Origin of the sequence: Kitasatospora sp. NPDC058243, assembly GCF_042882025.1 — a bacterium.
Taxonomy (GTDB): Bacteria; Actinomycetota; Actinomycetes; order Streptomycetales; family Streptomycetaceae; genus Kitasatospora.
Genome location: NZ_JBHVWW010000017.1, coordinates 55,567 through 75,422, shown reverse-complemented (window position 1 = coordinate 75,422; position 19,856 = coordinate 55,567). Strand labels below are relative to the sequence as shown.

Below are 19,856 nucleotides of genomic sequence, written 5' to 3'. Positions count from 1 at the left end.
GCCGAAGGGCGGACGGCCCCGTCGGACCGTCCGCCCCTCGAACCGTGCGGGTCAGGCGAGCAGAGCCTCGATGACGCCGGTGTGGGCGTCCTTCAGCTCGGCCAGCGAGACGGTGAACTGGCCCTGGACGTCCAGGGATTCGCCGTCCACGACACCGATGCGGGTGGCCGGCAGGCCGCGCGCGGTGCACATGTCGTTGAACCGGAGCTCCTCGCTGCGCGGCACCGCCACGACGGCGCGGCCGGCCGACTCGGAGAACAGGAACACGAACGGGTCCGCGCCCTCGGGCACGATGATCCGCGCGCCGTGGCCGCCCTTGAGGCAGCTCTCCACGAGCGCCTGGCCGAGGCCGCCGTCGGAGAGGTCGTGCGCGGCGTCGATCATGCCGTCGCGCGAGGCGGCGATCAGGATGTCGCCGAGCAGCCGCTCGCGCTCCAGGTCGACCTTGGGCGGCAGACCGCCGAGGTGGTCGTGGACCACCTGCGACCAGGCCGAGCCGCCGAGCTCGTCCGCGGTGTCGCCGAGCAGGTAGAGCAGCTGCCCCTCCTCGGCGAAGGCGGCCGGGGTGCGCCGGGTGACGTCGTCGATGACGCCGAGCACCGCGACCACCGGGGTCGGGTGGATGGCGACCTCGCCGGTCTGGTTGTACAGCGAGACGTTGCCGCCGGTGACCGGGGTGCCGAGCACCAGGCAGGCGTCGGCCAGGCCGCGGGTGGCCTCGGCGAACTGCCACATCACGTCCGGGTCCTCGGGGGAGCCGAAGTTGAGGCAGTCGGAGATCGCGAGCGGCTTGGCGCCGCCGGCCGCGACGTTGCGGTAGGCCTCGGCGAGGGCCAGCTGGGCGCCGGTGTACGGGTCCAGCTTGGTGTAGCGGCCGTTGCCGTCGGTGGCGACCGAGACGCCGAGGTTGGTCTCCTCGTCGATCCGGATCATGCCCGAGTCCTCGCCGACCGAGAGCACGGTGTTGCCGAGCACGTAGCGGTCGTACTGGTCGGTGATCCAGGACTTGGAGGCCTGGTTCGGGGAGCCGGCGACCTTCAGCAGGTCGGCCTTGAGGCCCTCGCCGGTGGTCGGGCGGGCCAGCCGCTCGCCGGTGGGGGCGTCGGCCTGCAGCGCGTCCTGCCAGCTCGGGCGGGCGTACGGGCGCTGGTAGGTCGGGCCCTCGTGGGCGACGGTGCGCGGCGGCACGTCGACGACGAGTTCGCCGTGCCAGAAGATCTCCAGGCGCTCGCCGTCGGTCACCTCACCGATGACGGTGGCGATGACGTCCCACTTCTCGCAGATCTCCAGGAAGCGGTCGACCTTGCCGGGCTCGACGATGGCGCACATGCGCTCCTGCGACTCGCTCATGAGGATCTCCTCGGGCGAGAGCGTGTTGTCGCGCAGCGGCACGGTGTCCAGCTCGACCCGCATGCCGCCGGAGCCGGCGCTCGCCAGCTCCGAGGTCGCGCAGGACAGGCCGGCGCCGCCCAGGTCCTGGATGCCCTTGACGAGCTTCTCCCGGAAGATCTCCAGGGTGCACTCGATCAGGAGCTTCTCCTGGAACGGGTCGCCGACCTGGACGGCCGGACGCTTGGTCGGCTTGCTGTCGTCGAAGGTCTCGGAGGCGAGCACGGAGACGCCGCCGATGCCGTCGCCGCCGGTGCGGGCTCCGTACAGGATGACCTTGTTGCCGGCGCCGGAGGCCTGCGCGAGGTGGATGTCCTCGTGCTTCATGACGCCCACGCACAGCGCGTTGACCAGCGGGTTGCCCTGGTAGCAGGAGTCGAAGACGACCTCGCCGCCGATGTTCGGCAGGCCCAGGCAGTTGCCGTAGCCGCCGATGCCCGCGACGATCCCGGGCAGCACGCGCCGGGTGTCCGGGTGGTCGGCCGCACCGAACCGCAGCGGGTCCATCACGGCGACCGGGCGGGCGCCCATCGCGAGGATGTCGCGCACGATGCCGCCGATGCCGGTGGCCGCGCCCTGGTAGGGCTCGATGTACGACGGGTGGTTGTGCGACTCGACCTTGAAGGTCACGGCGTAGCCCTGGCCGACGTCGACCACACCGGCGTTCTCGCCGATGCCGACGAGCATCGCGTCCGAGTCGGGCTTCTTGTCGCCGAACTGCTTCAGGTGGACCTTGCTGCTCTTGTACGAACAGTGCTCCGACCACATGACCGAGTACATCGCGAGTTCGGCGCCGGTCGGGCGGCGGCCGAGAATCTCGCGGATGCGCGTGTACTCGTCCTCCTTGAGGCCGAGTTCGGCCCAGGGCTGGGCGACGTCCGGGGTCTGCTCGGCGTTCTTGACGGTGTCGAGGCTCATCAGGCGTTCACCAGCTGCTTCAGGACGGAAGTGAAGAAGCCCAGGCCCTCGACGGTCGGACCGGTGAGCGACTCCACGGCGTGCTCCGGGTGCGGCATCAGGCCGACGACATTGCCGGCGGCGTTGGTGATGCCGGCGATGTCGCGGTACGAACCGTTCGGGTTACCGCATCCGTCAGCGGCATCGCCGCGGGCCACGTAACGGGCCACCACCCGGCCCTCCGCCTCCAGTTGGTCCAGGACGCGCTCCTCGGCGACGAACCGGCCCTCGCCGTTCTTCAGCGGAACGACGATTTCCTGGCCCGCCGAGTAATCCCGGGTCCAGGCGGTACCGGTGTTCTCGATGCGCAGCTTCTGGTCGCGGCAGACGAAGTGCAGCGAGTCGTTGCGGGTGAGCGCGCCGGGCAGCAGGTGAGATTCGCAGAGCACCTGGAAGCCGTTGCAGATACCGAGGACCGGCATTCCCAGCTTCGCCTGCTCGATGACGGTGTCCATCACGGGCGAGAAGCGGGAGATCGCGCCGCAGCGCAGATAGTCGCCGTAACTGAATCCGCCCGGCAGGACGACGGCGTCGACCTGGTGGAGATCCTTGTCACGGTGCCAGAGCGCGACCGGCTCGGCGCCGGCCAGGCGGACCGCGCGCTGGGCGTCACGGTCGTCGAGGGAGCCGGGGAAAGTGACGACGCCAACGCGGGTGGTCACTTCGCCGCCTCCTCGACGCGGACGGTGAAGTCCTCGATCACGGTGTTGGCGAGAAAGGTCTCGGCGGCTTCGCGGATACGGGCGAGCGCGGCGTCGTCGACCGGGCCCTCCACTTCCAGCTCGAAACGCTTGCCCTGGCGGACGTCGGCGATCCCGGTGAATCCGAGACGGGGCAGTGCACGCTGCACCGCCTGGCCCTGGGGGTCGAGGATCTCCGGCTTGAGCATGACGTCGACTACGACGCGTGCCACTGGCACTCCCGGTGGTGTCTTCGGTGAGGCGGGGGAACTCCAGACTACCGGGGGTTTCGGGCGGGATTGCTGGCCGGGGCAGGCGACGCGCGTAGACCCGAGACCCTTACGCGGCAAGGGATCCACGCCCGTGAACCCCCGACCCGGCCGCGCGGTTTCCACGGATTCGGCCCCCGGAACGAGAACACCCGAAGAACACCCGAATACGGCACTCCGGGACAGATCGACCCGTCCCGCACTCCGGTATCCGGCACTCCGGCGAAGACACGTGAATATCCGGAAAAGAATGCCGGACTCTTCGATTTCGACCCCCTTCGGGTGCAGAATAGGGCCACCTGTCGCGGCAAGTGCTGCGTATCCGGCGGGCCACCAGGCCTGCCCGTATGCGCTTGCGCGAGTGGTGCACATCAGGCCCCCGGACGCACCCCGCGGACCGGCGGCCGAATTGCCCGAGAGGATTGACACCCATGGCTCAGCGTGTAGTTGTCACGCTCTCCGACGACCTGGACGGCGGCGCCGCGGCGGAAACCGTCCACTTCGGCGTCGACGGGAAGTCGTACGAGATCGACCTGTCCGTGGACAACGCGGAAAAGCTGCGGGAGGCCCTCGCTCCGTTCGTCGCGGCCGGCCGCCGCCAGAGCCGCACCGGAAAGTCCTTCCGCCGCACCGCGCTCACCCCGGACCCGGCCGCGGTGCGCGCCTGGGCCCTGTCGCGCGGCATGGAGCTGCCGGCCCGCGGACGCATCCCCAAGCACGTGTACGAGCAGTTCGCCGAGGCGAACTGACCGCCCCGGGCACCCCGGTCGCCCCGCCCGCCTGGACCGAAAGGGTGGGGCGACCACCCCGAACGATGCTGTAGAGTAATCCTCGTCGCCGCAACGGAGAGATCCGAAGAGGTGGCGGGTGCCCCACCAGGCACCGTGCGGACGTGGCTCAGTTGGTAGAGCATCACCTTGCCAAGGTGAGGGTCGCGAGTTCGAATCTCGTCGTCCGCTCGCAGTGTGCGAGCACAGCACAACTCCATAGTTAGACCTGCGGACGTGGCTCAGTTGGTAGAGCATCACCTTGCCAAGGTGAGGGTCGCGAGTTCGAATCTCGTCGTCCGCTCCAGAACGAAAGGCCCCCTCGATCGAGGGGGCCTTTCGGCATTCCCGCACCACCTTGATCCCGGGCCCATGACATTTGTCATCGCCGACCCGTGGATCTCCACCGCCGGCTCATGACGGCGCGCACTGCCCGCCCGGCCGGGGAGGCGGAAGGCTTGAGCCATGGAAACGAGCCAGCCCCTGCGCCCCGGCGACAGCGTGATCGAGGTCACCGACCTGCACCGCCACTACGGCACCGGCACCACCGGCTACCACGCCGTCCGCGGCATCGACCTGACCGTCGGCCGCGGTGAGCTGTTCGCCCTGCTCGGCACCAACGGGGCTGGCAAGACCTCCGCCATGGAGCTCATCGAGGGCCTGGCCGCCCCCAGCGGCGGCACCGTCCGGGTGCTCGGCCACGACCCCCACCGGGAGCGCGCCGCCGTCCGCCCGCGGATCGGCATCATGCTCCAGGAGGGCGGCTTCCCCGGCGACCTCACCATCGCCGAGACCGGCCGCAGCTGGGCCGGCATGACCAGCGGCGCCCGCCCGGTCGACGAGGCCCTGGAGCTGGTCGGCCTCGGCCACCGCCGCGACGTCCGGGTCAAGCAGCTGTCCGGCGGCGAGCGGCGCCGGCTCGACCTCGCGATGGCCCTGCTCGGCCGCCCCGAGGTGCTCTTCCTGGACGAGCCCAGCACCGGCCTCGACCCCGAGGCGCGCGCCGCCGTCTGGCGGCTGGTCCGCGAACTGCGCGCCCAGGGCACCACCGTGCTGCTCACCACGCACTACCTGGAGGAGGCCGAGGAGCTCGCCGACCGGCTGGCCATCATGCACGGCGGCCGGGTCGTCACCACCGGCACCGTCGCCGAGGTGATCGCCGGCCGGCCCTCCCGGATCAGCTTCGACCTCCCCGAGTTCACCGGGACCGCGCTGCCGGTCCTCGCCGGGGCCGAGATCGCCGTCGACGGCCGCAAGGTCACCGTGCAGACCGGCGGCCTCCAGCGCACCCTCTTCGAACTGCTCGGCTGGGCCCAGCAGCACGGGATCGCGCTCGGCTCCCTGGACGCCCGCAGCGCCTCGCTGGAGGAGGCCTTCCTCGCCATCGCCTCCGAGGCCGCCCACCAGGCCCCGCCCCAGTCGCCCGCCGCCCCCACCGCCCGCACCGCCCGCCGCCGCCTGATCGGATCCGCCCGATGACCACCGCCACCGCCGCCAAGACCGCCGTCGGCCCGCAGAGCACCACCGCCCGCCGGCTGCTCTCCCTCGGCCGCGCCGAGGCCACCCTGCTGCTGCGCAACCGGGCCGCCCTGTTCACCGCGCTGCTGCTGCCGCTGCTGCTGATCGCCGGCCGGCGCAACATGCTCAAGCAGCAGGCCGAGTCCCACCCCGGGCTGGACGTCGACACGCTGCTGATCACCGGCACCATCGGCGGCATCCTCGCCTTCGTCGTCTACTACAACCTGACCGCCGCGTACGTCGCCCGCCGCAACGAGCTGGTGCTCAAGCGGCTGCGCACCGGCGAGGCCCGGGACATCGAGATCCTGGCCGGCACGGCGGTGCCCTCGGTGAGCCTCGCCCTGATGATGTGCGCCGTGGTCGGCGTCGGCGCAGCCGCCCTCCTCAAGCTCAGCACGCCGGTGAACCCGCTGCTGCTGGCCGTCGGGCTGGTCCTGAGCATCGCCGTCTTCATCGCACTGGCCGCCATCTCCAGCGCCTTCACCAAGACCGTCGAGACCGCCGGCATCACCACCCTCCCGGTGCTGCTGGTCTCCCAGTTCGGCTCCGGCCTGCTCATCCCGCTGGAGATCATGCCCCCCGGGCTGGCCGACTTCTGCCGCCTGCTGCCCACCACCCCGGCCTTCCAGCTGATCCGGATCGGCTGGACCGGCAGCGACGGCTCGGCCGCCGCCACCGGCTTCGCCGGCACCTGGTCCACCGCCGCCCCGCACCTGGTGACCGGCGCCGTCTGGCTCGGCCTGGCGGTCTGGGGCGCGGTGCGCTACTTCCGCTGGGAGTCGCGCCGCTGACGCCCCGGCGGGCGCCCTCTCTGGAAGTGCGAAGGTCAGACCCCCGTTCCGCCTCTGATATGAAGGTAGCGACACGATCTTGATCGATACGGGGAGCGATTCGATGGCCGTCCAGGGGCCGGTTCGCAGATGGAAGGGCTTCGGCAAGCCCCAACGCGCCGAGCTGTACTTCCGCTGGTCGCTCTACATGGTGGCCTGGTGCATCGTTCCGGTGAACCTGGTGCTCAGCGCCTCCTCCGTCGCGAACCTCGACCGGTCGGTCGGCGCCGTCCGGGTCACCCTGGTCGTCTCGCTCGCCTCCACCCTGCTCTGCCTCCGGGCGTTCCGCACCTCGCTCGACCACTACCTGCACCGCCCCGCCGAGCACCTGCGCTGGCTGATCGTCAACAGCGCGCTCTCGGTCGCCGGTTCCTGGGCCGTCCTGCTGCTGGGCCCGTCCGCCGCCGAATCCGGGCAGCCCGGAGGGACGCCGTTCACCGCGGCGATCGCCATCGCCATGCTGTGCGCCGCCATCGGTCCGATCAGCGTGGGCCTGCCCCTGCGCCAGGTCTTCCCCGCCGGACTCGGCCTGATCCTGCTGACCGCCCCGGCGATGCTGCTGACCGGGGTGAGCCCCGCCACCACGGCCGGACTGGCGGTCGGGGCGGCGATCAGCCTGACCGCCCTCGTCGGCACCTGCCGCAGCTTCGCCTGGGTGACCGCGATCATCTGGGAACTGGAGACCGCCCGCGAGGCCCAGTCCCGGCTGGCCGTCGCCGAGGAGCGGCTGCGGTTCTCCCGCGACCTGCACGACGTGATGGGCCGCAACCTCACCACCATCGCGCTCAAGAGCGAACTCGCCGTCCAGTTCGCCCGCCGCGGGCGCCCGGAGGCCGCCGACCAGATGGCCGAGGTGCAGCGGATCGCCCAGGAGTCGCAGCGCGAGGTCCGGGACGTCATCCGCGGCTACCGCACCGCCGACCTGCACGCCGAGGCGATCGGCGCCCGCGCGGTGCTCCGCAGCGCCGACGTCGCCTGCGAGATCGACCTCGGCGAGAACGCCGACCAACTGCCGCCGCCGATCCAGTCGGTGCTCGGCTGGGTGATCCGCGAGGCCACCACCAACGTGCTGCGGCACAGCGAGGCCGCCCACTGCCTGATCCGGCTGGACCTCCAGGACGGCCGCGCCGTCCTGGAGCTGGAGAATGACGGGGTGCCCGCCGTCCCGCTCCCCTCGCAGGGCGGCGGCACCGGACTGCGCGGCCTGCGCGAACGGCTGGCCGCCCACGACGGCGAACTGACCATCCCCGAGACCGCCCAGGGCACCTTCCGGATGCTCGCCGCCGTACCGCTCTGACCCGCACCCACCGACGGAGGACCGCCCGATGACCGACCCCGCACCCGTGCGCGTCCTGCTCGCCGACGACGAGCACCTGATCCGGGGCGCGCTGGCCGCGCTGCTCTCCCTGGAGGAGGACATCACCGTGGTCGCCGAGGCCGGCTCCGGGCCGGAGGCGCTGGCGATGGCGCAGGCCCACCGCCCGGACGTCGCGGTGCTGGACCTCCAGATGCCCGGCAAGGACGGCATCGAGGTGGCCACCGAACTGCGCCGGCTGCTGCCGGACTGCCGCTGCATGATCGTCACCGGCCACGGCCGCCCCGGCTACCTCAAGCGGGCGCTGGAGGTCGGGGTGCGCGGCTTCCTGCCGAAGACCGTCTCGGCGGCGGACCTGGCCGGCATCATCCGGACCGTCCGGGCCGGCGGCCGGTACGTGGACCCGGAGCTGGCCGCGGACGCGATCAGCGCGGGCGAGACCCCGCTCACCCCGCGCGAGACGGACGTCCTGGAGCTGGCCGCCGACGGCACCTCGATCACCGAGATCGCCGAACGGGCGGCGCTGTCCCCCGGCACCGTCCGCAACTACCTGTCCTCGGCGGCCGGGAAGCTGGGCGCCGAGAACCGGCACGCGGCGGTGCGGATCGCCCGCGAGCACGGCTGGATCTAGGCCGATCCAGATCGGTCCAGGACCGGGCACCGGCTCGCGGGCGGCCGGGCGTCAGGCCCAGGCGGTGCCGGTCAGCCGCTCGTACACCTCGATGTACTTGGCGCGGGTCTGCTCGACCAGCTCGGCCGGCAGCTCCGGCGGCGGCTGCTCGCTGTAGCGGTCCCAGCCGGAGGCCGGGGAGACCAGCCAGTCGCGGATCAGCTGCTTGTCGAAGGACGGCTGCGAGCGGCCGGGCTGCCACTCGTCGGCCGGCCAGTACCGGGAGGAATCCGGGGTGAGCACCTCGTCGCCGATCAGCAGCTCGCCGTCCAGCAGGCCGAACTCGAACTTGGTGTCGGCCAGGATGATGCCGCGGTCGCGGGCGATGTCCCGGGCCCGGCCGTAGACGTCCAGGGTGGTGCGGCGCAGCTGGGCGGCCAGGTCGGCGCCGATCCGGCGGGCGGTCTCCTCGTAGGAGACGTTCTCGTCGTGCTCGCCGACCTCGGCCTTGAGCGCCGGCGTGTAGATCGGGGCGGGCAGCTCGGAGCTGTTCTCCAGCCCCTCCGGCAGGGCGATGCCGCAGACCGTGCGGTTCTCCTGGTACTCGGCCAGGCCGGAGCCGGCCAGGTAGCCGCGGGCGACCGCCTCGACCGGGACCATGTCCAGGCTGCGGCAGATCAGCGTGCGGCCCTTCCAGTCGGCGGGGGCGCCGGACGGGACCTCGGTGGAGATCACGTGGTTGGGGACGATGTCGGCGATCCGCTCGAACCACCACAGGGACAGCTGGGTGAGGACGCGACCCTTGTCGGGGATCTCGTTCGGCAGCACCCAGTCGTGGGCGGACATCCGGTCGCTGGCGACCATGACCAGCTCGCCGGACTCGGTCCGGTAGAGGTCGCGCACCTTGCCGGTGTGCAGGTGGACCAGGCCGGGCACCTGGACCGGCTCGGGCTTGGTGACAAATCCGCTCAAGGTGTCTCAGTCCTCAGGGGTCGTTCGCGGGCGTGGGGCGCGCGAAAGGGGAGGTCACTGCCCCCGCAGTCTTTCACGAACCCCCGAGGCCCCGTTTCTGGCCGAGGGCGGCCCCGCTCCGGCCGAGGGCGGCACCGCTCCGGCCGAGGGCGGCACCGTTCTTGCCGGGGGCGGGCTCGTTCTTGCCGAGGCGGTCGAGCAGGTTGGCGGTGGCCCGCTGGATCCGCTCGTCGGTGAGGCCGGGGCGGCCCAGTGCGGGCGACCAGGCGAAGGTGCCGGCCGCGAACACGTACGCGCCGCTGGGCGCCCGGTACAGCGAGGTCTCCTGGTAGCGGGTGCGGCCGGCGAGGTCCTGGTACGGCGAGTGCGCGAGCAGCACCCGCTCGGTGTGCTCGGGCAGCGCCACCTTGGGGTAGTAGCGGTCGGCCTCGCCGGCGACCAGGCCGGGCAGTTCGTCGCCCTCCTGCAGGCCGGTGCCGTCCCAGAGCCAGTGCGCGGTGTGCCGGGCGATCAGCGGGACGGGCGCGGCGACCCGGCCCGAGTACTGCAGGCCGAGCACCTGCTGCTCGGGCTCGCCGGCGTCCCGCCACAGCGCGCTGGCCGAACCGGGTACCCCGGCGGCCGGGCTGCCCGGCTGGACCTTCTGCCGCTTGCGGCAGTTGAGCAGCCGGTTGGGTTCGCCGGAGGCGGCGGCGGTCAGCTCGACCCGCCAGTACATGGTGTTGGCGGACAGGAACACCAGCGAGGTGCCGTCGTCCCTGGCCTGCTCGACGGCCCGGCGCATCGGCTCGGACCAGTACTCGTCGTGGCCCGGGAAGATCAGCGCCCGGTGCCGCCCCGGGTCGACCAGGCCCGCGTGCAGGTCGGTGGCGGTGGCGTAGGAGAGGTCGTAGCCGTAGCGCTCGGCCCAGCGGATGAAGTCGTACGCGTGGCCGACGTGCAGCGGCAGCCCGGCGGTGGCGTGCGGGCGGTCGAAGGAGACCGTGACGGCCGCCTCCGGCTCGCCGACCAGGCCGCCCCGGCCGTCCCAGGCGTGGTAGAGGCTGGCGCCGCTGCGGCCGTCCTCGGGGAACAGGTTGTAGGCCTGCCAGGTCACGTCCGGGACCACCAGGAGCAGCTCGGCGGCGTGCTCCCGGTCCTCGAAGTCCCGGACGGTGAACGGGATGTGGCTGCGGTGCAGCATGTCCGCGGTGGTCAGCACGGCGACGTACGCGCCGGGCTTCCAGTGCACCGGGATCTGCAACCGCCAGGAGTGCCACCAGTGGTGGCAGGAGACCGTCCGCTCGACCACCAGCGGGGCGGGCTGGGCCAGCCCGGCGATCAGCGGGCTGGACGTCATGTGGCGGGCGCCGTCGCCGCCGTAGTGGCCGATCCGCCAGACGTCCACGGTGAACTCGCGGGGCGGGTTGACGGTGACCCGGAAGTCCACCGAACCGCCGGGGCGGATCACCCCGGCCGAGGCGAAGCCCTTGATCTGCTGGTCCACGTCGTTGGCGCTCTGCGGGGTGCCGACCGGCGGCTTGGGCCGGGCGCCGACCGCCAGCGGCCGCTGGCCGGGCGCGTCCACCGAGACGTACCAGGGGACGGCGCCCTCGGCGCCGGCCAGGTACTGGTCCGGGCTGCGCAGCCAGGGCAGCGGGCCCTGGCCGAAGGGGTCGGAGACGCTGTAAGCGTGCGTTCCGGACTCCCAGCGACGGTTGAGTTCCGTGCCCACGCGCCCCTCCCAGGTGCACTTCCGCCCGGTTGGCACGTGCCCCCCGGATGTGCGTGCGGTCTAATACACCACAGAGTGCTGGCGCTCCGTCACCCTGTGGTCGCAATTGGTGCCGGGAATCTCACGCCCTCCCCCGGCCGGGCCTCCGGCCTGCGAAGACGGCCGCCCGCCGGTCGGTTTGGGGGCGCGCGCCGGAGCGCCGAGCGCCGCCTGTCCGGCTCACAACCGGACGGGTTTCTCCAGACGGACGTCGGCGGCGTCCAGCCAGGCCCGCAGCGGGCCGTCCTGGCCCTGCTCGACGGCCTGGGCGACCGGCCCGGCCAGGTCGGTACGGCGGATCCCGCCCAGCAGCAGCACCGGACCGTCCAGCCAGTCCAGGCCGGGCGCGCCGCCCGCGGTGTCCACGGCGGCGCAGCAGACCATCGCGGTGACGTGGTCGACCAGCAGGTCACGGCCGCTGCGGGCGGTTTCGAGCAGCGGGGCCGGGGCGGTCGTGCGGGCCAGCTGGGCGGCCAGCGCGGCGGCCAGCTGCTCCCCCTCGCCCTCGGCGAGCCGGACCAGCAGCCGGGTGAGCGTCGGGGAGCCGGGGCGGGCCTGCGGGGCGAGCCGGTCCAGGGCGGTCTGGAGGGCGGCAGCACGGGCCCGCCAGCCGGCGTCCACCACGTCGGCCGGGTAGTCGGTCCACTCCAGCTCGTGCCAGGCGCCGGCGGCCGGGCTGCCGAAGAACAGCTCGGCGGCGAGCCGGGAGACCGCCCGGTCGACGGTGCCGGGCTCCTCCAGCAGGTCGCAGGCGGGGCGGTCGCCGAGCCGGGTGCCGTAGCCGTCGGCCAGGCGGTCGCGCCGGGACAGCTCGGTGAGGGCGGAGACGACGCCGGCGTTGAGGTGGGCGGGGTGGCGGCCGAGCCGCCAGGCGGGCAGCGCGACCCGGGTGAGCAGCCGGTCCCAGCCCGCGTAGGCCAGGCCGACCTGCTCCTGGGCGGCGATCCGCAGGCCGTAGTCGACCGTCCTGGCCTGCTCGGAGGCCCAGCTCGCGACGGAGCGCTCCAGCTCGGCGGCGTGGCCGCGGCAGGCGCCGAGCAGCCGACGGGTGATCCCGCGGGTGATCCGCTCGGCGAGCGCGGCCGGACCGCGGTGCTCCGGCCGGGGCGGGCCCGCCAGGGTGCCGCCGCCGAGGCCGGGGGCGGCGCTCCGGCCGGAGTCCAGGCTGGCGTCCAGGCTGCGCAGGAAGCGGCGGGCGGCGGCGATCTCCGGGTCGGCGGAGGCCGCGGTGCCGGCCACCACGGGAGCGAGCAGGGCGCGCAGTTCGCCGGCCCGCATCCACCACAGGAAGGGCGAGCCGATCACCAGGACCGGGCCAGTCGGCTCGGGGTGCAGCCGCAGCGGGCGGGCCCGCCGCGCCTGCGGCACGTCCTCCAGCCAGCTGTCGCAGTCCGGGGTGAGGGCCACCGCGGAGGGCGCGGGCACGTCCAGCCGGTCGGCGAGTTCGTCGATCAGCCGGTACAGCTCGGGCGCCTCGACGCGTTTCAACGGGACGGCCGGGGTCCGGGGCGGGACGGCCCGGTGGTAGGCGCGGGCGGTCAGCCCGGCCACCAGGAGGGTCAGCGCGGCCACTGCGCAGACCGCCCAGCGGGCGGCGTCCCACCCGGCGGCGTCGGAGGAGCCGGGTGCGCCGATCCGCCCGGTGAACCGGCCCGCGAGCAGGACCACCGCGACGGCGGCGGGCATGACGGCGGCGGCCAGGGCGAGACCTCGGACCCGCAGGACCGCCTGGGCGTGAGCGCGCGCGGTGTCGACTGCGGCCATACGGTGCGGCACCCCCTTCGGAGCCCTCGGGCGCCCGGCGACGGGCCCTGAGCCGACTCGAAACGATCAGTTCCGACCGGGAAGCGGAGGCGTCCGATCCCCGGTAGTGCATGCTGTGTGGCGCTTCTGCCATGTTCGACGCACCGGCCCGGGTGGGTGTTCCGGATCGCCCCGGTTTCCACTCGTCCCGGTGACACCGCCCGGATTCCGGACGGTCACGACCGGTCCGGTGCGAAGCACCCGGGCACCCGCCCGGCCGGACGCCGTCCAGCATCCCCCCGTGGGAACACCGCTACCCGGCGGCGACCCCGGCGCACGGCCACGTCGCACTGCGATCCAGCGCACCATAAGGCCGGGCGCCCGGCTACGTCAGCCGGATGCGGGTGCTGTCACCCGATGGGCTGGAATCCGACCGCCGAACGGTGCGCCGGCCCCCGGAGTCACTCCCGCCCCGGAAACGCCGCAGGGCGCTGCGTCCATGGGGGGAAATCCCACGGTGCGCGGCGCCCTGCGGGCGGAGGCGGGGCAGGGCCTACTCGGTGGCTGCCTTCAGGGCGATGTCGGTGCGGTGCTGGCCGCCCTTGAGGGTGATCCGGTCCACGGCGGCGTACGCGCGGTCGCGCGCCTCCACCAGGTCGGCGCCGGTCGCGGTGACCGACAGGACGCGGCCGCCGGCGCTCAGCACCCGGCCGTCCTCGTCGGCCCTGGTACCGGCGTGCAGGACGAACGCGGTGCCGTCGGCCTCGGCCTCGGCCAGGCCCTCGATCGGGTCACCGGTGCGCGGCGCGGCCGGGTAGCCCTCGGAGGCGACGACCACGGTGACGGCCGCGCCCTCGTCCCAGCGCAGCGGCTCCAGCTGGTCCAGGGTGCCGGTGGCGGCGGCCAGCAGCACGGCGGCCAGCGGGGTGCGCAGCCGGGCCAGCACGACCTGGGTCTCCGGGTCGCCGAAGCGGGCGTTGAACTCGATCACCCGGGTGCCGCGCGAGGTGAGCGCGAGGCCCGCGTACAGCAGGCCGGAGAACTCGGTGCCCCGGCGGCGCAGCTCGTCGACGGTCGGCTGCAGGACGCTCTGCTGGACCTCCTCGACCAGCCCGGCGGGCGCCCACGGCAGCGGCGAGTAGGCACCCATGCCGCCGGTGTTGGGGCCCTCGTCGCCGTCCAGCGCGCGCTTGAAGTCCTGCGCGGGCTGGAGCGGGACGACGGTGGTGCCGTCGGTGATCGCGAACAGCGACACCTCGGGGCCGTCCAGGTACTCCTCGATGACCACGCGCTCGCAGGAGGCGGCGTGCTCCAGCGCGGCCGCGCGGTCGGAGGTGACCACCACGCCCTTGCCGGCGGCCAGGCCGTCGTCCTTGACCACGTACGGCGCCCCGAAGGCGTCCAGCGCCTCGGCGGCCTCGGCAGGGGTGGTGCAGACGTAGGAGCGGGCGGTGGGCACGCCGGCCCCGGCCATCACGTCCTTGGCAAAAGCCTTGGAGCCTTCCAGTTGGGCGGCTTCGGCGGACGGGCCGAACACCGGGATGCCGACCGCGCGCACGGCGTCGGAGACGCCCGCGACCAGCGGGGCCTCCGGGCCGACGACGACCAGGGCGGCGCCGAGCCGCACGGCCAGGTCGGCGACCTGCGCGCCGTTCAACTGGTCGACCGGGTGGACCGTCGCCACCTGCGCGATCCCGGCGTTGCCCGGGGCACAGTGCAGCTCGGAGACAGCGGGATCTTGGGACAGAGAGCGGCACAGGGCATGTTCGCGGGCGCCGCCGCCGATGACGAGGACCTTCACGCTTGGCAAGGGTAGTCGGTGGCCAGTTCCGGCCGCTCTCCGGTCCCGTCCGATCCTCCAGTCGGGGAGGTCCGTACGCCGAGGATGTCGGAGAAACCTCCAACTCGGACCGGCTCGGTGCGCACCGGGTGCCCGAGTCAGGACGGCGGGTCACCGGACCCTCCCTCGGACGGGTGAAATCTCGCCGCCCCCCGCATCCCTTCCACCTCGGGCTCCGGTGGCCGAATCCGGTAACGATCACCGGGGAAGCGACCCCATGGTCAGCCATTTGGCGGTAAGAAGTGCTGTTGGACAAACAACGGCAGACGCCGCGTCAGCCGATGGACCGCCAGACCGCCAGACCCAGCAGTCCGCCCGCCACAGGGAGCCCCACAGGTGAGCCAGCCGGAAATGCAGCCCGAGGAGAGTGCCTGGGGCAAGGAGATCGGCGAGGAGGACCCGCCCGCCGCGACCATCGCCCGCCAGGCGTCCACCCGCCGACGGACCGATCTGAGCACTCGACAGTTCCCCCTCGGGGACTGGGGCGAGCCGGCCGAGCGCCTGGAGGAGCTGTACCGCTGGTCCGAGGAGCGGGCGGTCGAGGCGATCGAGTGGTACCGCAAGGACCGGATCTGGAAGCGCCGCTGGGCGCGCCTGCTGCGGTTCGGCACGGCCGGCTTCGCGGTGGGCGGGGTGACCGCGCCGCTGGTCGACCTGACCGGCGCGGTCTCGCACGGCACCAGCTGGGGCTACGTCGGCCTGGCCCTCGCCGCCGCCTGCTACGGCACCGACCGGGTGTTCGGCCTCACCTCCGGCTGGATGCGTGACGTCAGCACCGCGCAGGCGCTGCAACGCCGGCTGGAGGCCTTCCAGTTCGACTGGGCGTCGGAGTGCGTGCGCGAGGTGCTCGGCCCGACCGAGGGCACCGCGGGCGAAGCCGCCGAGCGCTGCCTCGGCGTGCTGCGCCGGTTCTGCGAGGACGTCTCGGACATGGTCCGCACCGAGACCTCGGAGTGGATGCTGGAGTTCCGCGCGTCCATGACCCAGCTGCCCACCCAGGCCCCGGGCACCTGGGGCGGGCGCAGCGAGAGCGGGGTGGGCGCCCAGGTGCGGGTGCTGCCGCCGCCGGGCACCCGGCCCACCATGCCGCGCCAGCGGCCGCCGGAGGGGCCGCTGCGGTAGCGGGCGGGCTGATGCGGCGGGCGGCGCCTCGGGCGGAAGGCGGCCGGGTGCCTCAGGCGAAGACCACCATCGAGCCCTGGGCGAGGCTGCGGGTCGCCGCCGCGTACAGGCCCGCCCAGGCGTGCCGCTCGCGGGCGAAGGGGTGCAGGTCGTCCAGCGGCGGCCCGAACGGCTGCTCCAGGCCGGTCGGGCCGAGCGGCCGGGTCGGGCCCGGCGGGTTGAGCGGGTCGAGGCCCAGCGCCGGGGCGACGGCCTGCAGTTCGCGCAGCAGCCCGTGGCTGGAGCCGAGCGGACCACCGGAGGCGAGCAGTGCGTCGTCCACCAGCGGTGCCGGGAACTCTATCGGCACGTAGGCGCCCGCGTGGTCGAAGTGCCAGACCAGGTGCGACTGTTCGGCGCTGCTCTCGAACATCTCCAGCAGCTGCTCGTAGTCGCCGCCGAGCGAGTCCACCGGCGTGATGTCCAGCCCGGTGAGGCCCAGCAGGTAGGCGCGGCGCAGGAAGTGCAGCGAGTCGTAGTCGAAGGCGGCTATCGGCTCGACCGCCCCGCTCAGCCCCGGCACGTACTGGTAGACCGGCACCTCGGGCAGCCCGCGGGAGGCCAACACCGAGTTGTAGAGGGCGAGATCGTCCCTGAAGGGATTGTCGGGGCTGTGGCTCAGCACGTCCACGAGCGGGACGAGCCAGAGGTCGCAGGCCATGGCCGGCAGTTCCTCTCCGGGCGGCGGGGTCGCCCGCAGGACGGGACGACGACGGGGGCGGGGTCGGTACCCGGACGGCCGTTGTGCGGGACGCCCGGTTCGACGACCGCCCACCCTACCGGCCCGGGGCGGGGCGCGGGTCGGGCCGTCCCTGCGGTGCGTCCGGGGGCGGTTCGGGCAGCCGTCGGCCGAACCGGCCGTACGGCACCGAGCGCGGCTGCGGCACCAGGCCGAGGCCCAGCCCGAGTTCGCGGCCGAGCTCCCGGCCGAGCTCCCGGCCGACCTCCTCGCCCGGCCGGCGTCGGCCCCTCCCGACCTGGTCGAACGCCTGGCCGGGAACCGGTTCGGCCGCCACCGACGGGACTTCGGCGGACGGGGCCGGCGGCACGGGCTCGCCGCCCAGGAACCCGCCGCCGGGCCCGCCGCCATCGGGCTCGCCGTCCAGGGGTTCGCTATTCAGGAGTTCGCTGTCCAGAGGCTCGCCGTCCAGCGGCTCGTCGTCCAGGGGTTCGTCGTCCAGGGGTTCGGTGAGCAGCCCCAGCACCGTCACCGACTCCAGCGGCCGCCCGGCCAGCCCGGCCAGCAGCCGGGCGGTGTACAGGTTGTACTCGCAGATGATCCGGTGCGCGCCGACCAGGTCCCGCGCGCCGATGGCGTCGACCAGGTCGAGGTGGCGGTCCCAGCAGATCTCGGCCAGGACGGGCAGCTCCCGCAAGTAGGGCGCGGCGAACATCCACGACTGCACCCGCAGCCAGTCCAGGTAGTCGCCGATCCGGCGGTTGCCGATCAGCGCGGCGACCTCCTGCCAGAACCGGCGGTCGCAGCCCACCATCACGTCCAGGTTCCCGGCCCGGGCGGCCCGGACCGCCGCGTCGGCCCGGCGGCGCAGCGAGGGCAGCCTGGCGAGGTCCGGCAGCGCCCGGCGGGCGGAGAACTGGCGGTAGTAGCTGTCGGTGACCAGCACCCGGGACTCGAAGATCTCCAGGAAGTCGTCCCAGCCCAGCTCGGGCACGGTGAACCCGCGGTGGTGCTCGGCCCGCAGCAGGCCCTGCGCACCGAGGTCGACCAGCGCCTCGCGGGCCGGGGTCGCCGAGACTCCGTACAGCTCGGCGATCTCCTTGACGGTGAAGTTGCGGCCGGCCGCCAGCCGGCCGGCCATCATCTCCTCGCGCAGCGCACCGGCGATCTGCTCGCGCAGGCTGTTGCGCTGGATGACGGGACGGGTGTCGCCTGCGCCGTTGCCGGGCATGCGCGCAACCTCCTGGGGCGGGCTGATCAGGCCGCCCCTCGGCGGACCGGCCAACGAGCGGCGGGGAACACGACGAGTGCTCATCTTCTCAAACCCGCCCCGAGAAGGTACAAACCAACCCCCCGGAGGCCTCCGACACCCCCGGACTCCCCCCGCCAGGGCCGTGCCGGGCGGGGCCGGGCGGGGCGGGGCCGAGCGGGGCGGGGCCCGGGTCAGCGCTGGACCGGCGCCGGGATCCCCAGCAGGCGGTCCCGCAGCACCGGGAACTCCTCGCGGGCCCTGCCCACCTCGGCCGGATCGAACTCGACGGTCAGCACCTGCTCCTCCGTACCGGCCTCGGCCAGCACCCGGCCCCACGGGTCCACCACGATGCTGTGCCCGGCCTGCTCGACCCCGGCGTGCGTCCCAGCGGTGTTGCAGGCCAGCACGAACGCCTGCTCCTCCACCGCGCGCGCCCGCGCCAGCAGCGTCCAGTGCTCGCGCCGCCGGGCCGGCCAGGCCGCCGGAACCACCAGCAGCTGCGCGCCGGCGTCCAACAGCGCCCGGAACAACTCCGGGAAGCGCAGGTCGTAGCAGGTGGCCAGGCCCAGGGTGGCGAAGTCGGTGGCCGCGGTGACGATCTCCTGCCCGGCGCCCATCACCACCGCCTCGCCGCTGTCGAAACCGAAACGGTGGATCTTGCGGTAGGTGTGCACCAGCTCGCCGTCCGGGGCGAACAGCAGCGAGGTGTTGTAGATCGGCCCGTCCGGATCGCGCTCGACGATCGAACCGGCGTGCAGCCAGACCCCGGCCGCCCGCGCGGCCGCCGCCATCGCGTCCGACGTGGGCCCGTCCAGCGTCTCGGCGCCGTCCGACCACAGGTCGTAGGCGAAGCCGCCGAGCGGCCACAGCTCCGGCAGGACCACCAGGTCCGCGCCCTGCTGCGCCCGGACCAGCGCGGCGGCCCGGGCCCGCCGTTCGGCGGGCGGCTCGGCGTCGGAGACCCCGAGTTGGATCAATGAAGCGCGCACAGTACCACCGTCCACGGCAAGAGACCTACGATCGTCACCCGAAAGCGCTGCCCAGCTGTCTCCCGGCAGCGTAACGTGCGGTTAGCTTGTGCGCCCGGAAGCCGGACCATCCCGGCCGACCGGGGAGGCCGGGCGCAGAGAGCAAGGAAGCTGACGGAGGGCCGGAGATTCCCGTGACGGACAACCAGACCGTGCAGGCTTACACGGAGGCGTGGGCCCAGAGCATCGAGTCCATATCGGAGCTGGTCGCCCCCCTCCCCGAGGGCTCCTGGAACCGGGCCACCGAATGCCCCGGCTGGTCGGTCCGGGACGTCGTCTCGCACATCATCGCGGTCGAGTCCGAACTCCTCGGCGACCCCCGCCCGATCCACTCCCTGCCACGTGACCTTCGCCACGTCACCACCGACTTCGCCCGCTACATCGAACTGCCGGTCGACAAGCGCCGCTGCCACACCGCGCTGGAGATGACCAGCGAGCTGGAGTACACGATCATCCGCCGCTCCCGGGCGCTGCGGAACGCCAAGCAGATGCCCCTGGAGCCGGTGCGCTGGCCGGGCGGCCCGAACAGCCGCGACGTGCCGTACCACGAGCTGCTGCGCCTGCGGGCCTTCGACGTCTGGGTGCACGAGCAGGACCTGCGCCGCGCCCTGGACACCCCCGGCAACCTCGACTCCCCGGCCGCCCTGATCGCCCGGGACGTCCTGCTGGGGCTGCTGCCCAAGGCCGTCGCCCACCAGGCCGGCGCCCCGGCCGGAACGGCCATGGTCCTGGACGTCACCGGCCGCGTGGAGTTCCTGCGCACCATCCGGGTCGACTCGACCGGCCGCGGCACCGTCGACGAGTCGATCAGCCTGGCCCCCGACGTCCAGCTCACCATGGACTGGGAGACCTACCTCCGGCTCGCCTGCGGCCGCGGCCGCCCCGGCCCGGTCACCATCGACGGCGACAAGGAACTCGCCGACCGCGTCCTGTCCGCCTTCGCGGTCACCATCTGACCCCAACCGCCCCACAGCGCACGCCACCCGGCGTACACGCACGAGTGCGCGCCGGGTGCCGAATCCTGGTCCGGCGTAATCCGCCCGACGCCGTCAAAAGGTTGGAAACCCACCAGCACCGCACCGTCGACCTGCGG

17 protein-coding genes and 2 tRNA genes are annotated in these 19,856 nt (G+C 73.3%); 9 read left to right on the top strand and 10 right to left on the bottom strand.

Annotated elements, in window-relative coordinates:
• Nucleotides 1–51: 51 nt before the first annotated feature.
• From purL to purS, 3 genes are read right to left on the bottom strand one after another with little or no spacing between them, the layout of a single operon-like run.
• Nucleotides 52–2,307, bottom strand: coding sequence for a phosphoribosylformylglycinamidine synthase subunit PurL (gene purL, locus ACFVX9_RS14440; RefSeq protein WP_063348521.1), 2,256 nt, complete (start codon nt 2,305–2,307; stop codon nt 52–54).
• On the bottom strand, nt 2,307–3,008 hold the full coding sequence (gene purQ, locus ACFVX9_RS14435; RefSeq protein ID WP_380483248.1) for a phosphoribosylformylglycinamidine synthase subunit PurQ: 702 nt from the start codon (nt 3,006–3,008) through the stop codon (nt 2,307–2,309). The genes purL and purQ overlap by 1 nt, the downstream gene beginning before the upstream one ends.
• A complete protein-coding gene (purS, locus tag ACFVX9_RS14430; protein WP_045692676.1) occupies nt 3,005–3,259 on the bottom strand; it encodes a phosphoribosylformylglycinamidine synthase subunit PurS in 255 nt (84 codons plus the stop codon). The genes purQ and purS overlap by 4 nt, the downstream gene beginning before the upstream one ends.
• A gap of 467 nt (nt 3,260–3,726) precedes the next feature.
• Between purS and ACFVX9_RS14425 the strand changes: the two genes are divergently transcribed.
• From ACFVX9_RS14425 to ACFVX9_RS14395, 7 genes are all read left to right on the top strand, one after another.
• Nucleotides 3,727–4,044 (top strand): Lsr2 family protein, encoded by a 318-nt coding sequence (locus ACFVX9_RS14425; protein WP_063348519.1) that lies wholly within the window; start codon nt 3,727–3,729, stop codon nt 4,042–4,044.
• 137 nt (nt 4,045–4,181) lie between these two features.
• Nucleotides 4,182–4,254 (top strand) — tRNA-Gly (locus ACFVX9_RS14420).
• A 39-nt stretch (nt 4,255–4,293) separates the two neighbouring features.
• Nucleotides 4,294–4,369, top strand: a tRNA-Gly gene (locus ACFVX9_RS14415).
• A gap of 158 nt (nt 4,370–4,527) precedes the next feature.
• A complete protein-coding gene (locus tag ACFVX9_RS14410; protein ID WP_380339112.1) occupies nt 4,528–5,541 on the top strand; it encodes an ABC transporter ATP-binding protein in 1,014 nt (337 codons plus the stop codon).
• Nucleotides 5,538–6,371 (top strand): ABC transporter permease, encoded by an 834-nt coding sequence (locus tag ACFVX9_RS14405; protein ID WP_387981855.1) that lies wholly within the window; start codon nt 5,538–5,540, stop codon nt 6,369–6,371. The genes ACFVX9_RS14410 and ACFVX9_RS14405 overlap by 4 nt, the downstream gene beginning before the upstream one ends.
• A gap of 103 nt (nt 6,372–6,474) precedes the next feature.
• A complete protein-coding gene (locus ACFVX9_RS14400) occupies nt 6,475–7,707 on the top strand; it encodes a sensor histidine kinase (RefSeq protein ID WP_387981854.1) in 1,233 nt (410 codons plus the stop codon).
• A 28-nt stretch (nt 7,708–7,735) separates the two neighbouring features.
• Nucleotides 7,736–8,356, top strand: coding sequence for a response regulator transcription factor (locus ACFVX9_RS14395; protein ID WP_350876631.1), 621 nt, complete (start codon nt 7,736–7,738; stop codon nt 8,354–8,356).
• A gap of 51 nt (nt 8,357–8,407) precedes the next feature.
• Here the strand turns inward: ACFVX9_RS14395 and ACFVX9_RS14390 are convergent, their stop codons facing one another.
• The 4 genes from ACFVX9_RS14390 to purD form a co-directional block, all read right to left on the bottom strand.
• Nucleotides 8,408–9,307, bottom strand: coding sequence for a phosphoribosylaminoimidazolesuccinocarboxamide synthase (locus ACFVX9_RS14390; protein WP_063348514.1), 900 nt, complete (start codon nt 9,305–9,307; stop codon nt 8,408–8,410).
• 73 nt (nt 9,308–9,380) lie between these two features.
• A complete protein-coding gene (locus tag ACFVX9_RS14385) occupies nt 9,381–11,021 on the bottom strand; it encodes a N,N-dimethylformamidase beta subunit family domain-containing protein (RefSeq protein ID WP_387981852.1) in 1,641 nt (546 codons plus the stop codon).
• Nucleotides 11,022–11,240: 219 nt separating this feature from the next.
• A complete protein-coding gene (locus ACFVX9_RS14380; RefSeq protein WP_387981850.1) occupies nt 11,241–12,824 on the bottom strand; it encodes a hypothetical protein in 1,584 nt (527 codons plus the stop codon).
• 532 nt (nt 12,825–13,356) lie between these two features.
• Entirely contained in the window at nt 13,357–14,604 is a 1,248-nt protein-coding gene (gene purD / locus ACFVX9_RS14375) for a phosphoribosylamine--glycine ligase (protein WP_063348512.1), read from the bottom strand.
• Nucleotides 14,605–14,979: 375 nt separating this feature from the next.
• On the opposite strand from purD, the gene ACFVX9_RS14370 reads away from it, so the two are divergent.
• A complete protein-coding gene (locus tag ACFVX9_RS14370; protein WP_363619432.1) occupies nt 14,980–15,765 on the top strand; it encodes an SLATT domain-containing protein in 786 nt (261 codons plus the stop codon).
• Between the two features lie 52 nt (nt 15,766–15,817).
• On the opposite strand, the gene ACFVX9_RS14365 is transcribed toward ACFVX9_RS14370, so the two are convergent.
• The 3 genes from ACFVX9_RS14365 to ACFVX9_RS14355 form a co-directional block, all read right to left on the bottom strand.
• Nucleotides 15,818–16,465 carry a hypothetical protein gene (locus tag ACFVX9_RS14365; protein WP_063348510.1) on the bottom strand — a complete coding sequence of 216 codons (648 nt, stop codon included), beginning with the start codon at nt 16,463–16,465 and terminating at the stop codon, nt 15,818–15,820.
• A 115-nt stretch (nt 16,466–16,580) separates the two neighbouring features.
• The gene (locus ACFVX9_RS14360; RefSeq protein WP_380489443.1) at nt 16,581–17,714 is read right to left on the bottom strand and encodes a GntR family transcriptional regulator; all 1,134 of its coding nucleotides are present in this window, start codon (nt 17,712–17,714) and stop codon (nt 16,581–16,583) included.
• 212 nt (nt 17,715–17,926) lie between these two features.
• Nucleotides 17,927–18,724, bottom strand: a complete 798-nt coding sequence (locus tag ACFVX9_RS14355) for a carbon-nitrogen family hydrolase (protein WP_380369791.1) — start codon at nt 18,722–18,724, stop codon at nt 17,927–17,929.
• Between the two features lie 173 nt (nt 18,725–18,897).
• Between ACFVX9_RS14355 and ACFVX9_RS14350 the strand changes: the two genes are divergently transcribed.
• On the top strand, nt 18,898–19,719 hold the full coding sequence (locus tag ACFVX9_RS14350; protein WP_387981847.1) for a maleylpyruvate isomerase family mycothiol-dependent enzyme: 822 nt from the start codon (nt 18,898–18,900) through the stop codon (nt 19,717–19,719).
• Nucleotides 19,720–19,856: the final 137 nt, after the last annotated feature.

Excerpts from the sequence above, each read along its gene's own strand:
- ACFVX9_RS14365 (WP_063348510.1), bottom strand. The coding sequence starts at position 16,465 with ATGGCCTGCGACCTCTGGCTCGTCCCGCTCGTGGACGTGCTGAGCCAC.
- ACFVX9_RS14380 (WP_387981850.1), bottom strand. The coding sequence starts at position 12,824 with ATGGCCGCAGTCGACACCGCGCGCGCTCACGCCCAGGCGGTCCTGCGG.
- ACFVX9_RS14410 (WP_380339112.1), top strand. The coding sequence starts at position 4,528 with ATGGAAACGAGCCAGCCCCTGCGCCCCGGCGACAGCGTGATCGAGGTC.
- ACFVX9_RS14400 (WP_387981854.1), top strand. The coding sequence starts at position 6,475 with ATGGCCGTCCAGGGGCCGGTTCGCAGATGGAAGGGCTTCGGCAAGCCC.
- purL (WP_063348521.1), bottom strand. The coding sequence starts at position 2,307 with ATGAGCCTCGACACCGTCAAGAACGCCGAGCAGACCCCGGACGTCGCC.
- ACFVX9_RS14395 (WP_350876631.1), top strand. The coding sequence starts at position 7,736 with ATGACCGACCCCGCACCCGTGCGCGTCCTGCTCGCCGACGACGAGCAC.
- ACFVX9_RS14425 (WP_063348519.1), top strand. The coding sequence starts at position 3,727 with ATGGCTCAGCGTGTAGTTGTCACGCTCTCCGACGACCTGGACGGCGGC.
- ACFVX9_RS14405 (WP_387981855.1), top strand. The coding sequence starts at position 5,538 with ATGACCACCGCCACCGCCGCCAAGACCGCCGTCGGCCCGCAGAGCACC.
- ACFVX9_RS14360 (WP_380489443.1), bottom strand. The coding sequence starts at position 17,714 with ATGCCCGGCAACGGCGCAGGCGACACCCGTCCCGTCATCCAGCGCAAC.